Source organism: Amycolatopsis sp. NPDC059235 (assembly GCF_042754125.1).
GTDB lineage: Bacteria > Actinomycetota > Actinomycetes > Mycobacteriales > Pseudonocardiaceae > Amycolatopsis > Amycolatopsis albidoflava.
Genome location: NZ_JBHZAG010000088.1, coordinates 1 through 14,154 on the forward strand (window position 1 = coordinate 1; position 14,154 = coordinate 14,154).

Sequence of the window (14,154 nt, forward strand, 5' to 3'; positions counted from 1 at the left end):
GCAGTGCACCCGGCCCGGGGGGCCGTGCGCACTGCACCTCCAGACGCCGACGCGATCCCGCGGTGGGGGCGAGTTGGGGGGAGGAGGGGAGTAGGGGGGGTAGCGGCGTCGAAAACGGGGGCGTCAGCGTGGGCGGCCTGGTGCGTCTGGGCGGGTTTGCCATGGGTGTGGGCCGTCGAGGGGGCGGTATTCCACGCCGAGTGCGTCTAGTCGCGGCAGGTGGTGGTTTCGCAGGCGGGGCAGGAATTCTGTGTAGTCACGCGGGCCGCTGCTCCAGGCGACCTCGGCGAACGCTGACAGGCGCGGGAATGCCGCGTAGTCCGTTCGCCGCACGGTGTCCAGGTGTTCGGACCACAGTTGCGCTTGGACTCCGCGCACGCGCGGTCCGGATTCGGGCTCGAAACCGTAGAAATGTTCGAGATCCTGCAGGTAGCCGACCGGGATCGGTTCGTTCGGGTGGTCGCTTTGGCGGTGGTCTAGGTACACGCCGTCCTCGGGGCAGAGCACCACCTCGTGTCCGGCCTTCAACGCCAGCGACGCCCGTTCGCGGTCCTGCCACACGCCGATCACCATCGTCGGCAGGTCGCCGCCGTCGAGGACTTCGTCCCAGCCCATCGGCGTGCGTCCTCGCGCGGCGAGGTGGGCCGCGATTGCCCGGACGAACTGGTGGTGCGCCTCGGTGACCCCGGGCACCTCGTCGCCGCCGAGCGCGATCACCTTGGACGGGAAGATGTCCAGCACGTGGTCGAAGACCGCGCGGAAGAAGTCCAGAGTGGACTCCGACGGATCCAGCAGCGAGGTGCTGATGCCCCAGGAAGTCCAGACCTCCCAAGGGGTTTCGCTGGCCGGGCCGAGTTCCGGGTACGCCGTGATGGCGGCTCGGGCGTGCCCGGGAATGTCCACTTCGGGCACTACGGTGACCGACCGGGTCGCGGCGTACGCGACGATCTCCCGCAGATCGTCCACAGTGTAGTAACCGCCGTGCGGGCGGCCGTCGCGTTCGGGGCCGTCGTGCCTGCCGACCATCGACGATTTCCGCCAGCCGCCGACGGAGGTGAGCCGGGGGAATTCCGGCGTCTCGATCCGCCAGCCCTGGTCGTCGGTGAGGTGCAGATTCAGCACGTTCATCTTGTGCGCGGCCAGCAGGTCGATGAACCGCAGCACCTCGGCCTTCGTCCGGAAGTGCCGCGAGACGTCGTAAAGGCAGCCGCGCCAAGCGAATCGCGGATGGTCGGTGATCGTCCCGCACGGCAGCTCGGCCGGTCCATTGTGGATCGGCACGGAACGGAACGCGTCCGGACCGGCCAGCTGGCGCAGAGTCTGGCGGCCGTAGAACTCGCCCGCCGCGTCGGCCGCGTCGAGAGTGACGCCGCCGGGAGCGATCGTGAGCCGGTAGCCCTCGGCGGGCAGCTCCGAGGCCGGGCGGACCTCCACCGGCGCGGGCCACGGACAGGTCCCGGGCGCCGCTTCCGCGGACACCGGGCGGGGGAGGAGAGTGTCGAAACCGGACATGGTCATCCCTTCACGGCCCCGGCCGTCCCGCCGACGAGCCTCCGTTGCACCAGCACGAAAAACACCAGCACGGGGATCGTCATCAGGGTGGACGAGGCCATCACGGCGCCCCAGTCGGTGTCCTCCGGTTTGAAGAACACCAGGATCGCCTGCGGCAGAGTCTGGTTTTCGGTCTTGGAGATGATGAACGTCTTGGCGAACAGGAAGTCGTTCCACGCGTGGATGAACGCGAGCACGCTCACCGCCACGAGCCCGGGAGCGACGAGCGGGAACAGGATCTGCCAGGTGAACCGCATCCGCGACGCACCGTCCAAAGTGGCCGCTTCCTCCAGTTCGGCGGGCACCGCGGCGACGAACCCGCGCAGCATCCAGATCGCGAACGGCAGGCTGAACGCCAGGTGCACCAGCACCAGCGAGCCCAGTTCGTTGAGCCCGAACGCCGGCACGGCCCCGCCGACCGAGCGCATCAGGAAGAACAGCGGAATGGTCAGGGCTTCCACCGGAACCATTTGCGCGACCAGGATCATCACCAGCAGCATTCCGCGCCCGCGGAACCGGAATCGCGTCAGTGCCACCGCCGAAAGGAACGACAGCACCAGCGACAGCAGCACCACGACCACCGCGACGGCGAGGCTGTTGAGGAAGAACCGGCCGAATCCGGAAACCGTGAGCACGCGCCGGAAACTGTCCAGCGAAGGCGCGAACGTCCACGGTTTCGGATGCGCCGACTGGATTTCCCCGGCCGGTTTGAAGGCCGACAGCACCATCCAGTACAGCGGGAACGCGACGATCCCGGCGATCACCACGGTCACGATTTCGGCGACGAGCCGCGCGGGGCGGCGCACTTTCACAGCCATGCGGCACTCCGGCGCTGGGACCGGACGTAGAGCCCGGTGATGGACAGCAGCAGCAAGGTCATCACGACCCCGATCGCGGAGCCGAGCCCGTACTCCTGCCCGGCGAACGCCTGCTGGTAGGCGTAGACGTTCAGGATCAGGTTCCGCCCGGCGATGCCGCCGCCGTTGGTCATCACGTAGATCTGGGTGAACACCTTGAAGTCCCAGATGATCGACTGCACGGTCGCGATGGTGAGCAGCGGCCGGACCGCGGGCAGGATCACCGACCGCGTGGTGCGCCAGACCGACGCGCCGTCGAGCGCCGCCGCCTCCAGCGTCTCCTTCGGCACCCCGCTGATCCCGGCGTACATGGTGACCATCACGAACGGGAACGAGCACCAGATCACCTCGGCGGCCACCAGCCCGAACGTCCCGAAGGTGCCGAACGTCCAGGAATGGTGCTCCATCCCGGTGAACCCGATGCCCGAGAGCACCTCGTTCACCAGGCCGAAATCGGTGTCGAAGAGGAACAGCCAGACGTACGAGCCGGCGATCGCCGGGGTCGCCCACGCGCCGAGTGCCGCCAGGAACAGCAGCGTGCGCGGGACCGCGCGGACCCGGCTCGCCAGCACGGCCAAAGCCGTGCCGACGACCAGGCTGCCGATCACGCAGGCCGCGGCGAACCCGACCGTCTTGCCGAGCACCGTCCAGAACTGGACGTCGGCGAGCAGGTTGACGTAGTTGTCGAGGCCCAGGAACACCAGCGGGGCCGCGCCCGCCGCCTGCGGCTGGCCGTAGTCGTAGAGCGAGATCACGACCAGCTGGTAAATCGGGTACACCAGCAGCGCGCCGAGCAGGATTCCGGCGGGCAGCAGGTACAGAAGGGCCGCGCGGCCGTCGCGGCGGACGGTCGCGGAACGGACTGCGGCCACGGGTCAGCCGAAGTTCTTGTTCATCGCCGCGGCGGCGTCGGCCAGCGCGGCGTTCGCGTCCTTGCCTCCGGTCGCGATCTGCTGCACGGCGGTGGGCAGCACGTTCTGGCTGTCGATCTTGGACCACGCCGGGGTGCTCGGCACGAACTTCGTGCCCGCGCTCAGAGTGTCCACAAAGGCCTTCAGCGTCGGGTCGCTGGCGGCGAGCTTCTTCTGCACCGACGCGAGGGTGGGCAGATTGCCCATCGCGGCGTACATCTTCTCCTGGTACTTGATCCCGGCCAGCAGTTCGGCGAACTGCACCGCGAGACCGTGGCGCTGGCTCGCGCCGAACACGCCCAGCAGGTTCCCGCCGGCGAACGCGGGCGCGACCGAACCCGGGGTGGTGCCGGGGATGGGCATGATCGCGTACTTGCCCTTCACCGCGCCCTTTTCGACGGCCTTGCGGTTGAAGTCGCCGCCGATCACCATGCCCGCCTTGCCGCCGGCGAACGCGGTGACGCTCTGCGTGCCGGTGAGGTTGGCGCAGGCCGCGGGCGGGCAGATGTCGTCCTTGATCAGGTTCGCGTACGCGGTGACGCCTGCCTTGGCCTGCGCGGAGTCCACAGTGGACGTCCACTTGCCATTGTCCTGTTTGGCCAGGTCGCCGCCGTTGGCCCAGATGAACGGCAGCATCGCGTAGGTGTACTTGCCGCCGGTGGCGATGCCGTACAGATCCGGCTTCTTCTCGCGGATCTTGCGCGCGTCGTCGGTCAGCTCGGCCAGCGTCGTGGGCGGCTTGAGGCCGAGTTCGGCGAACACGTCGGTGCGGTAGTACAACGCGCGGATGCCGGTGTACCAGGGAATGCCGTAGATCTTGCCGTTGGCCTTCGCGGTGTCCAAAACGGACGGAAGCAGGTCTTTGCCGTCCGACCAGTTCGTGATGTCCTTGGTGAGGTCGGACAACGCGCCGGTCTGCGCGTAGCTGGAGACGTCGGTGTTGCCGAATTCGGCGACGTCAGGGGCGTTGGAGGGATCGTTGAACGCGCCGGAGAACTTGTCCGCGCGGCCTTCGACCGGGACCCACTGCACGTCGACCTTCACGCCAGCGTGGTTGGCCTCGAACTCGGTGATCGCTTCCTTGACCGCGGCCTCTTTCGGCGCGCGGTTCGCCTCGTCGAACAGCCAGACCCGGAGCGTGCCGTCGGTTTGGTTTCCGCCGGAGGCGGCCGGGCCGGATTGAGTGGGCGCGCACGCGGCGAGCAACGCCAGCGTGGCGACAGCGGGCAGGACAGAGCGCAGCTTCATCGGTGACTCCTGTCGCGGGGACCGGTCAGAGACCGGAAAAGACGGGGCTGTGCGGCGTGACAGCCCCGGTTTTTCTCAGACGAAGAAGACAGAATTGACGTTCGGGACGGCGAGCGAGCCCGCGGACTTGCCGGGAAGGCCGGTGGCCGGGTCGCGCGGCAGCCAGGTGACCGTGCCGGAGCGCTGGTTCGAGACGTAGAACCACTTCTCGTCCGGGTCCAGCGCGAGGTGCCGCGGCCAGTTGCCGCCGGAGGCCGCCGAGGAGACCAGGGTGAGCCCGGCTCCGCCGTCAGCGACAGTGAAGGTGGCGACGGTGTTGGGGCCGCGCACGGTGGCGTAGACGAACTTCCCGTCGCGCGACACGGTGATCTCGCCGGGGAACAGTTCACCGGTGCTGCCCGGCGGAACCGCCGGCACGACGGCGATCGGCTTGAACGTGCCGGTGGCGGAATCCCAGCTGGCGACGGTGATCTCCGGCCGCAGTTCCTGGGCGACGTAAGCGAATTTGCCGTTCGGGTGGAACGCGAGGTGCCGCGGCCCGGCACCGGCGGGGAGGGTGATCTGCTTGTGCAGCTTCAGCTTTCCCTTGCCGGTGTCGAACGAGTAGACGTACACCGAGTCGGTGCCGAGGTCTACCGCCAGCACCCATTTGCCGGACGGGTCGGTGACCACCTGGTGCGCGTGCGGTTCCTTGCCCTGGTGCTGCTGCAGGTCGGTGGCCGCGCCGAGCTTGCCGCCTGCCTTGATCGGCAGCACGACGACGCTGCCGGAGTCGTAATTGGCGGCCAGCACGTACTTCTGGCTCGGGTGCACCGAAAGGTGCGTGGGCGAGCCGCCCTCCGAGGACGTCGACCCGAGCGGCTTCGGCCGGGTCGGGTCAGAGATGTCCAATGCGGACACCGTGCCGGTCTCCGCGCCCTCGTTTTCGTTGGTGACGTACAGGATCCGGCCGTCGCGAGTGCGGTCGAACCAGGAGACGTCGGTCAGCTTCGGAACGGTGCGCACCGGCGTGAGCGCGGGGCTTCCCGCCGCTCGCTGGGTGACGTCGAGCCCGTGGCCCGCCGGTGCGCTGTTGGTGTAGCTGCCGACGTACACCGTCGTGGCCGCGCGCGGCCGGGGCGCTGCCGTGGCGAGCTGTGCGCCCACCACGGCGGCGGCCCCGGCCGCGCCGACCGCTCCGACAAACGTGCGACGGGAAATCTCGGTCATCGAATACCCCCGGAACCTGTGCCGATGTGGTTCAGACCAATGCCATCACCAATGCTGCCACACCGAAACCGCTCAAGGAAAGGACTGTTTCCAAAGCCGTCCAGGTTTTCAGGGTTTGCGTCACGGTCAGCCCGAAGTAACGGGACACGATCCAGAATCCGCCGTCGTTCACGTGCGAGGCGATGATCGACCCGGCCGAGATCGCGACCACCACGAGCGCCAATTGTGCTTGCGAATAATGCAGATCCATCACCGTCGGCGCGACAATGCCGCTCGTCGTCACGATCGCGACCGTCGCGGACCCCTGGGCGATCCGCATGCCGCAGCTGATGATGTACGCCGCCAGCAGCACGGGAAGCCCTGCGTCGCCGAGGGATCCGGCCACCGCCTTGCCGATTCCGGTGGCGGACAGCACCGCCCCGAAGAACGAACCCGCGCCGACCACAAGAAGAATCATCGCGACCGGACGCAGTGCGTTGGCGGAAAGCTGGGCCAGATCCGCGCCGCTCATCCCGCGCCGGCGGCCGAGCAGCCACGACGCGAGCAGCGTCGCGATGGTCAGCGCGATGGCTGGAGTGCCGAGGAACGCCGCGATACCCGCACCAGTGGATCCCTTGGGCAGCAGGATGCTGCCGAACGTTCCCAGGAGGATCAGCACCAGCGGCACCGCGATGATGCCGCCGACCAGCTTGAGCGACGGCGCGGGGCCGTCCTGCTCGCCCTCTTCCCCGGCGAGCTTCGCGAAGTCCTCGGCCAGCGGCACGTCAACGCGCTTGCCGATCCACGTCGAGTACAGGATGCCGCCGATGAACCAGGCCGGGATGCCGCAGACCGCGCCCATCAGGATCAGCCAGCCGAGATCGACGTGCAGCAGCCCGGCCGCGGCGACCGGACCCGGGTGCGGCGGGATGAAGGCGTGCGTGATGGAAAGCCCGGCCAGCAACGGCATCGCGTACAGCACGATCGACCGGCCGCCCTGCTTCGCCGCCGCGTAAACCAGCGGCGCGAGCACGAAAATACCGATGTCGAAAAACACCGGGATGCCGAAAATCAGGCCGGAAAGACCCATGGCGAGCGGAGCGCGTTTCTCGCCGAACGCCCGCAGCAACGCCGAGGTGAGCACGCGCGCGCCCCCGGATTTCTCCAGGATCGAACCGAGCAGCGTGCCCAGCCCGATGATCGCCGCGATGTGCCCGAGAATGCTGCCGAAGCCCTTCTCCAGCAGCGAATCCGAGGTTTTCTGCGCGGTGCCGACCAGGGTGCCGACCGGCACGCCCGCGGCCAGCGCGGTGAGCAGGCCCACCACGATCAAGGCGATGAACGGTTCGACCTTCACCTTGATGATGAGGAAAAGCAGCACCGCGATGGACACCGCGGCCAGCGTGAGCAGACCGGCCGTGCTGGTCTGCAGCCAGTGAATCATCGTCGACTCCCGGGATGGCGAAGGGAATGCCCGGCGAGCGCGCCGGTGGGGGTTCCGTCTTCGAGGGCGGCGACGCCGTTGACGAAGACGTGGGAGAGGCCCGCGGCGGGCTGCCGCGGATTGTCGAACGTCGCGGTGTCGGCGACCGTGTCCGGGTCGAACAGCACCAGGTCGGCTGCGTGACCGGGACGCACGAGGCCCCGGTCGGTCAGCCCCAGCCGCCGTGCCGCGCGCCCGGTGAGGTGCGCGACGCAGTCGGCCAGCTCGAGAACGCCCAGTTCGCGGACGTAGCGCGCGAGGTACCGCGGGAAGGTGCCCCACGCGCGAGGGTGCGGCCGCGCGCCGACCAGCAGGCCGTCCGAGCCGCCGGTGTGCGTGCGGTGCCGCATGATGGCTTGCACGTTTTCCTCGTGCCCCACGTGCATGAGGCAGGACGTGCCGAGCTTTTCGTCGATCAGCGTGTCGAAGTACAGCTCTGCCGGAGGTTTCCCGGCAGCACGGGCGGAAGCGAGGACGCTGTGGCCCACCAGCGCGGCGTTTTCCTCGCGGCGGACTCCGTTGATTTCGATGGCGTCCCAGTCGATCGGGACGCCGTGCGCACCGTCCGAACCGGACTCTTCGATCTCCGCCCGGATCCGTTCGCGAGTGTCCGGATCGGACAGTCGGGCGAGCGTCGGCTCCAGGCCGCCTTCGGTGGACCAGCTCGGCAGGAGCGCGGACAGGTAGGTCGCGCCGGGCAGGTACGGGTACGTGTCGAGGGTGATGTCGCAGCCGTCGTCGAGCGCGTCGTCCAGCAACCGCAACAGGTCCGGCGCTTTGCCCTTGTTGACGGAGAAGTTCATCGTCGCGTGCGCGAGGTGCAGGGGACAGCCGGAGCGGCGGGAGACGTCGACCATCTCCGCGAACGCCTCCAGCGCGCCCGCGCCGTAGCTGCGGTGATGCGGGCTGTAGTAACCGCCGCGCTCGCCGACTACGCGGCAGAGCTCGACCAGCTCCTCGGTGGTCGCGTACATCCCGGGCGTGTAGGTCAGCCCGGACGACAGCCCGAACGCGCCTTCCGCCAGCCCGGTCGCGACGAGTTCCTGCATCCGCGCCAGCTCGGCGTCCGTGGCGGGCCGGTCTTCCCAGCCGACCACCAGCATCCGCACCGTGCCCTGCGGGACCAGGTACGCGGCGTTCGTCGCGATGCCCTGGTCCAGCCGGTCGAGGTACTCGCCGACCGAACGCCAGTTCCAGTCGAACCCGGCCGGGTCGTCGTTCCATCCGGCCAGCTGCTGTCGGAGGGAAGCAAGCACCTCGTCGTTGACCGGTGCGTACGAGAGCCCGTCCTGGCCCAGCACCTCGGTGGTCACGCCCTGGCTGATTTTCGCCAGGTGATCCGGGTTGGCGAGCACCTGCAGGTCGGAATGCGAGTGCATGTCGATGAAGCCGGGGGAGAGGACCTGCCCGGTAGCGTCGAGTACGCGCGGCGCGGTCAGGTCTCCCGGCGCGGCGACGTCGGCGATGCGGTCGCCGGTAATGCCGACGTCGCGGATTTCCAGCGGGGCCCCGGTTCCGTCGGCGACTCGGGCGCCGCGGATCACGAGATCCATCAGAACCACGTCCGCACGAAGTCGACCACCGTCTCGCCGTCGGTATCCACGACTGGCAGTAGCGACCACTTGTCGAACGTCGTGCACGGATGCGACAAACCGAGCCGGATCCAGTCGCCGACCTCGACCGGCGACCCTGCGGGCAGTTCGAGGAACGCGTGCTGGTCGTTGAGCTTCGGGACGGTGTGCCCGGTCAGCTCGGTGACCACGCCGTCCTTGCGCAGCAGCTGCGGTTCCGGCATGCCTTCGTCGTACGGCAGATCGCGCTTGCCGGCGGTCAGCAGCGCCAGCTCCGGCGTCGGCTTCGACGTGACCTGCGCCCACGCGTGCAATGCGGGACGGAAGCTGTCGACGCCAGCGATGCGCGGGTGTTCGCCGAGGGGCGAGATCTCGCGGTAGAAGCCGTCGTCGTGCGTGAGGTACGCGCCGCTGCGCAGGATCGGGACCACTTCGAGCCCGTCCGGCCACGGCTTGGTCAGCTCGTCCACGACGCGGTCGAAGTACGCGCTGCCGCCCGCGGTGACGTACACCGGACCGTCGGCGAGCAAACCCTTGTCCGCGAACGTAACCGTCGCGTCGCGGAGACTGTCCACATAGGAACTGATCTTCGCCAGCGCCGCTTCGTCGGTGTGGTGCGAAAGCGCGCCTTCGTAACCGCCGGTGCCACGCAGCCGGAGCACCGGGCTCTGCGCCGCGGCCTCAGCGACGGCAAGCGCGGTCGCCGCGTCACGAACGCCGGTGCGGCCGCCTTCTCCGCCCAGCTCCACGAGCACATCGACCGGCCGTTCGGCACCGGCGAGCGCTTCGGTCATCAGCTCGACGCTGCGCACCGAGTCGACCCAGCAGACGAACTCGAAGTCCGGATCCGCCGCCAGTTCGCCGGCCAGCCAGCGCAGCGCGGACGGGTCCACGAGCTGGTTCGCCAGCAGGATCCGCGACACGCCGAACGCGCGGTAGATCCGCACGTGCCCGGCGTTTGCCGCGGTGATGCCCCACGAGCCGTGCTCAAGCTGCCGGGCGAACAGCTCCGGCGCCATCGTCGTCTTGCCGTGCGGCGCGAGCGCGATGCCGCGTTCGGCGCACCAGCGGGCCATCGTGGTGAGGTTGTGTTCCATCGCGTTCGCGTCGAGCACCACGAACGGACCGAAGAAGCCGTCGTCGAAGAGCTTGGCGCGGCGGGCCGCGGCTTCGTCGAGAGTGAGCCCGGACAGGGCCGGGGGGAGCGCGCGGAAGCGCCAGTCGATCCGTTCGCCGCGCCCGGCTCGGACGGCGGCGGTGAGAGCGGCGTTGCTGTTCATTCAGGACCTCGGTTGCGTATCTTGCAACGGACGTTGCGCAAAATGCGTTGCATAGGTGTAGCATCCGGGTCGCCACAGGTCAACGGGGAAGGGACGTCAGTGACCAGCAGTCCGACTGGGTCGCCCGAAGTGCTCTGCATCGGCGAGTCGATGGCGTTGTTCGTGCCCGCCGAACCCGGCCCGCCGGACGAGGTGCGCACCTGGCTGCGCACCATCGGCGGCGCGGAGTCGAACGTCGCGTGCCACCTGCCCGCCCTCGGCGTGCCGAGCGGATGGGTCAGCGCGGTCGGCGACGACCCGTTCGGCCGCGCGCTCGTCCGCGAGATCGCTTCGGCGGGCGTCGACGTGCGCGGCGTCGTAGTCGACCCGACCCGCCCGACCGGGCTGTACGTGAAGGAAAGCGGCGCGGGCGGCAGTCCGGTCCGCTACTACCGCTCGGGCTCCGCCGCGTCCGGCATGGGCCCGGAACTGGTGTCCCGGCTGGACTTCTCCGGCGTCCGCGTGCTGCATCTCTCCGGGATCACGCCCGCGCTTTCGGACAGCTGCCTCGCGCTCGTCCGCGCGCTGCTCGACCGTCCGCGCGGCGACCTGCTCGTGTCGTTCGACGTCAACCATCGCCCCGCGCTGTGGACCGGACGCGACCAGTCCGTGCTCGCCGAACTGGCGGGGAAGGCCGATCTGGTGCTGACCGGCGACGACGAGGCGGAACGCGTGTGGGGCACCGGAGATCCGGCGCGGCTGCGCGCTCTGCTGCCCGGCCCGCGCACGCTCGTGATCAAGCACGGGGAACGCGGCGCGACGCTCGTGGAGGGCTCGGCCGAACCGCTGTTCTCGCCCGCGCTTCGGGTTGATGTCGTGGAACCGGTCGGTGCCGGAGACGCCTTCGCCGCCGGATTCCTGGCCGCGACTCTGCGCGGCGCCAACCCGCTGACGAGGCTTCGGCGCGGTCACCTGCAAGCCGCGGCGACGCTGTTGACTCAAGACGACGTCGGCGCGCCGCTGGCCGAGGCCGTCGTGACGAAACTGGTGCAGGCGGACGCCGACACCTGGGGTTCCGTCCGGCTCACCGGAGAGGGAGTGGTGGCCACGTGAGCCAAAGTCTCGACCGCGCGCTGACGCTGCTGGGCGGTCTCGCTCGCGGCGGCAAAACGCTCGACGAGCTGGCCGAAGAGATCGGCGTGCACAAGACGACCGTGCTGCGCCTGCTGCGCACGCTCGAATCGCACCACTTCGTGCGGCGCGAGGGTACCCGGCACTACCGGCTCGGCAGCGCGCTTTTCGACCTCGCCAACCAGGCGCTCGAGGACCGCGACGTCCGGCGCAGTTCGCACGAAGCGCTCGCCGAGCTGAACCTGCGCACCGGGCACACCGTGCACCTGGCGTCCTATGAGGACGGCGAGGTGGTGTACATCGACAAGTTCGAGGGACACCACGCGGTCCGGATGTATTCGCGGGTCGGCAAACGCGCGCCGCTGCACTGCACCGCGGTCGGCAAGGTGCTCGTCGCGGCGATGCCGCGGGCGAAACGCGAGGAGATCGCCCGCGCGATCGACTACGTCGTGCTCACCGCCAACACCATCACCACGCCCGAGGCGTACTTGGCCGAACTGGACCAGGTCGCTGAGCGCGGGTACGCGGTGGACAATGCCGAGCACGAGGACTTCATCCACTGCGTTTCCGCGCCGGTGCGCGGCGCGGGCGGCGAAGTGCTCGCCGCGGCGTCGATGTCGGTGCCGAAGGTGCTGCTGGACTACGACGGGCTGCTGGCGCTCGTGCCCGAGCTGCTGGCCGCCACGGAGAAAGCTTCCGTCCACAGTGGATGGACGGGGAACGGAAAGGGGCAATGATGGGCAAGACGGCGATCACCAGCGAGAACGCGCCGAAGCCGCCGGCGAACTTCTCGCAGGCCGTCCGCAAGGGGAACATCCTTCAGGTCGCCGGCGCGGTCGCGTTCGACCCGGCCACGAACGAGATCGTCGGCGACGATGTCGTGAGCCAGACCCGGCAGGTGTTCAAGAACCTGACCGCGCTGCTCGAAGAAGCGGGCTCGAGCTTCGCGGACGCGGTGATGGTGCGCGTGTACCTCACCGACACCAGCCACTTCGCCGCGTTCAACGAGGTCTACAACGAGCTGATCGGCGAGGCCCCGCACGCGGCCCGCACCACGGTGTACGTCGGGCTGCCCGCCGGTCTCCTGGTCGAGATCGACGTGCTCGCCGTCCTCGACTGACGTTGCTTGTGGTCCGTGAAGGGCTCCTTGAGGGAATCTGATTCCCTCAAGGAGCCCTTCACGGACAGTCGCTTCAGCCGAGCACGCTCGTGTAAGCGTTGATCGCGGGCTGCCCGCCTAGGTGCGCGTACAGCACGTTCGAATCCTTCGCGATCTCCCCGGCGCGCACGAGATCGATCAGCCCGGCCATCGACTTCCCCTCGTACACCGGGTCGGTGATCATGCCTTCGAGCCGCGCGGCGGTATGGATCGCTTCAAGCGTCTGCTCGTCCGGAATGCCGTAAACCCCCGCGTGATAGCGCTCGTCGAGTTCTACGTCTTCAACCGGCCCTGCTTCGATCAGCTCCGCCGTGCTCTTCGCGATACGGCCGATCTGCTCCCGCGTCTCGTCGGGCTTCGCCGACGCGTCGATCCCCAGAATCCGCCGCGGCTTCCCGCTCACCGCCGCTCCGGCCATCATCCCCGCCTGCGTGCTGCCGGTGACCGAGCAAACCACGACAGTGTCGAAGAAAACGCCGAGTTCGCGTTCTTGTTCTTCCAGCTCCAGCACCCAGTTCGCGAACCCGAGCCCGCCGAGCTGATGATCCGACGCCCCGGCCGGGATCGCGTACGGCGTGCCGCCGCTCGCTTCGACTTCCGCCAGCGCCCGCTCCCAGCTCTCCTTGAAGCCGATGCCGAACCCGGCGTCGACGAGCCGGACGTCCGCGCCGAGGATCCGCGACAGCTGGATGTTGCCGACCTTGTCGTGGAGCGGGTCGGCCCAGTCGACCCAGCTTTCTTGCACCAGCACGGCTTTCATCCCGGCGCGCGCCGCCGCGGCCGCGACCTGGCGCGTGTGGTTCGACTGGACGCCGCCGATCGAGACGAGCGTGTCCGCGCCCTTGGCGAGCGCGTCGGCGACGAGGTACTCGAGCTTGCGCGTTTTGTTGCCGCCGTAGGCGAGGCCGGAGTTGAGGTCCTCGCGCTTGGCCCAGACGGTCGCGCCGCCGAGGTGTTCGGTCAGCCGCTCCAGCCGGTGCACCGGCGAAGGCCCGATCAGCAACGGGAAACGGGGGAAATCAGCCAGGCTCACGCGTCCTCCAGGAGGGCTTCGAGGTCGGTCCAAATCGTTGAGGTGAGCTGCGCCGCGGTCTTTTCGTCGCCGCTTTCCAGCGCGTCGATGAGTTCTTCGTGCCGGGTGACCGAACGGTGTGCGGGCAGCGAGCTGAACCGCGCGTATTCGAGCCGGCGCAACAACGGCGTGTACCGGTCGAGCGTCGCCGCGACCGCCCGGTTGCCGCACGCCCGCACGGGGATCTCGTGCAGTTCGTCGTCCGCTTCGATCGCCTTGCCGACGTCTCCTTCGGCGACAGCTTCGCGAAACCGGTCGTTGGCCTCGCGCATTTCCGCGATCTCCCGCTTGCCGAGCCGGGGGAGTGCTTCGCGCACGGCCAGCTCGTGCAACGCCCGGACGAGCCGCACCGCGTCGCGCACGTCGCCGGCGTCGAACTCGGCGACCCTCGTGTAACTCTGCGGCTTCGACACGACCAGCCGGTCCTCGGCCAGCCGCAGCAGCGCCTGCCGGACCGGGGCGCGGGAAAGCCCGAGCTGGTCGGCGAGGTCCGCGTCGCGAAGCGGAGTGCCCGGCGGGAGGCTGCCGTCGATGATGGCGTGCCGGATGAGCTCGTACGCCTCGTCGCGCAGCAGCGGGCGGGAGACCTTGGGGAGTGCACTCACATCTAACATGTTAGATGTCTGCTGCCGTTGGGGGCAATGGCTTGGAATGACGGGATCCACGCGGGCGCTGGTGTGATGCCGCGGCAACTCGCGCGGGCGCGGCGCCCGCGCGAGTTGCC

General features: G+C 68.9%; 13 protein-coding genes. 3 read left to right on the plus strand and 10 right to left on the minus strand.

What is annotated here, in order from left to right:
• Window positions 1-123: 123 nt before the first annotated feature.
• The 8 genes from ACFXI3_RS37985 to ACFXI3_RS38020 form a co-directional block, all read right to left on the minus strand.
• On the minus strand, window positions 124-1,512 hold the full coding sequence (locus tag ACFXI3_RS37985; protein ID WP_378406222.1) for a beta-N-acetylhexosaminidase: 1,389 nt from the start codon (window positions 1,510-1,512) through the stop codon (window positions 124-126).
• A gap of 2 nt (window positions 1,513-1,514) precedes the next feature.
• On the minus strand, window positions 1,515-2,369 hold the full coding sequence (locus tag ACFXI3_RS37990; protein WP_344286532.1) for a carbohydrate ABC transporter permease: 855 nt from the start codon (window positions 2,367-2,369) through the stop codon (window positions 1,515-1,517).
• Entirely contained in the window at window positions 2,360-3,280 is a 921-nt protein-coding gene (locus ACFXI3_RS37995) for a sugar ABC transporter permease (RefSeq protein ID WP_344286534.1), read from the minus strand. The genes ACFXI3_RS37990 and ACFXI3_RS37995 overlap by 10 nt, the downstream gene beginning before the upstream one ends.
• A 3-nt stretch (window positions 3,281-3,283) precedes the next feature.
• Window positions 3,284-4,567: an extracellular solute-binding protein gene (locus tag ACFXI3_RS38000; RefSeq protein WP_344286535.1), complete on the minus strand. Its 1,284-nt coding sequence runs from the start codon at window positions 4,565-4,567 to the stop codon at window positions 3,284-3,286.
• Window positions 4,568-4,642: 75 nt separating this feature from the next.
• Window positions 4,643-5,776, minus strand: coding sequence for a lactonase family protein (locus ACFXI3_RS38005; protein WP_378406225.1), 1,134 nt, complete (start codon window positions 5,774-5,776; stop codon window positions 4,643-4,645).
• 31 nt (window positions 5,777-5,807) lie between these two features.
• Window positions 5,808-7,199, minus strand: coding sequence for a gluconate:H+ symporter (locus ACFXI3_RS38010; RefSeq protein ID WP_354744939.1), 1,392 nt, complete (start codon window positions 7,197-7,199; stop codon window positions 5,808-5,810).
• Complete coding sequence (locus ACFXI3_RS38015) at window positions 7,196-8,791, minus strand: amidohydrolase family protein (protein ID WP_378406227.1); 1,596 nt, start codon at window positions 8,789-8,791, stop codon at window positions 7,196-7,198. Before ACFXI3_RS38015 ends, ACFXI3_RS38010 begins: the two co-directional genes overlap by 4 nt.
• On the minus strand, window positions 8,791-10,089 hold the full coding sequence (locus ACFXI3_RS38020; RefSeq protein ID WP_378406229.1) for an amino acid deaminase: 1,299 nt from the start codon (window positions 10,087-10,089) through the stop codon (window positions 8,791-8,793). The genes ACFXI3_RS38015 and ACFXI3_RS38020 overlap by 1 nt, the downstream gene beginning before the upstream one ends.
• Before the next feature lie 150 nt (window positions 10,090-10,239).
• On the opposite strand from ACFXI3_RS38020, the gene ACFXI3_RS38025 reads away from it, so the two are divergent.
• Genes ACFXI3_RS38025 through ACFXI3_RS38035 form a run of 3 tightly spaced genes read left to right on the plus strand, consistent with a single transcriptional unit; the run spans window position 10,240 to window position 12,319 of the window.
• Window positions 10,240-11,181, plus strand: a complete 942-nt coding sequence (locus ACFXI3_RS38025; RefSeq protein ID WP_378406263.1) for a sugar kinase — start codon at window positions 10,240-10,242, stop codon at window positions 11,179-11,181.
• Complete coding sequence (locus tag ACFXI3_RS38030) at window positions 11,178-11,936, plus strand: IclR family transcriptional regulator (protein ID WP_344286546.1); 759 nt, start codon at window positions 11,178-11,180, stop codon at window positions 11,934-11,936. Before ACFXI3_RS38025 ends, ACFXI3_RS38030 begins: the two co-directional genes overlap by 4 nt.
• Window positions 11,936-12,319, plus strand: a complete 384-nt coding sequence (locus ACFXI3_RS38035) for a RidA family protein (RefSeq protein WP_116204166.1) — start codon at window positions 11,936-11,938, stop codon at window positions 12,317-12,319. Before ACFXI3_RS38030 ends, ACFXI3_RS38035 begins: the two co-directional genes overlap by 1 nt.
• 73 nt (window positions 12,320-12,392) lie before the next feature.
• Here ACFXI3_RS38035 and ACFXI3_RS38040 read toward each other — a convergent pair whose 3' ends face one another.
• Complete coding sequence (locus tag ACFXI3_RS38040) at window positions 12,393-13,391, minus strand: 1-aminocyclopropane-1-carboxylate deaminase (RefSeq protein WP_378406231.1); 999 nt, start codon at window positions 13,389-13,391, stop codon at window positions 12,393-12,395.
• Window positions 13,388-14,035, minus strand: coding sequence for a GntR family transcriptional regulator (locus tag ACFXI3_RS38045; protein ID WP_378406233.1), 648 nt, complete (start codon window positions 14,033-14,035; stop codon window positions 13,388-13,390). The genes ACFXI3_RS38040 and ACFXI3_RS38045 overlap by 4 nt, the downstream gene beginning before the upstream one ends.
• Window positions 14,036-14,154: the final 119 nt, after the last annotated feature.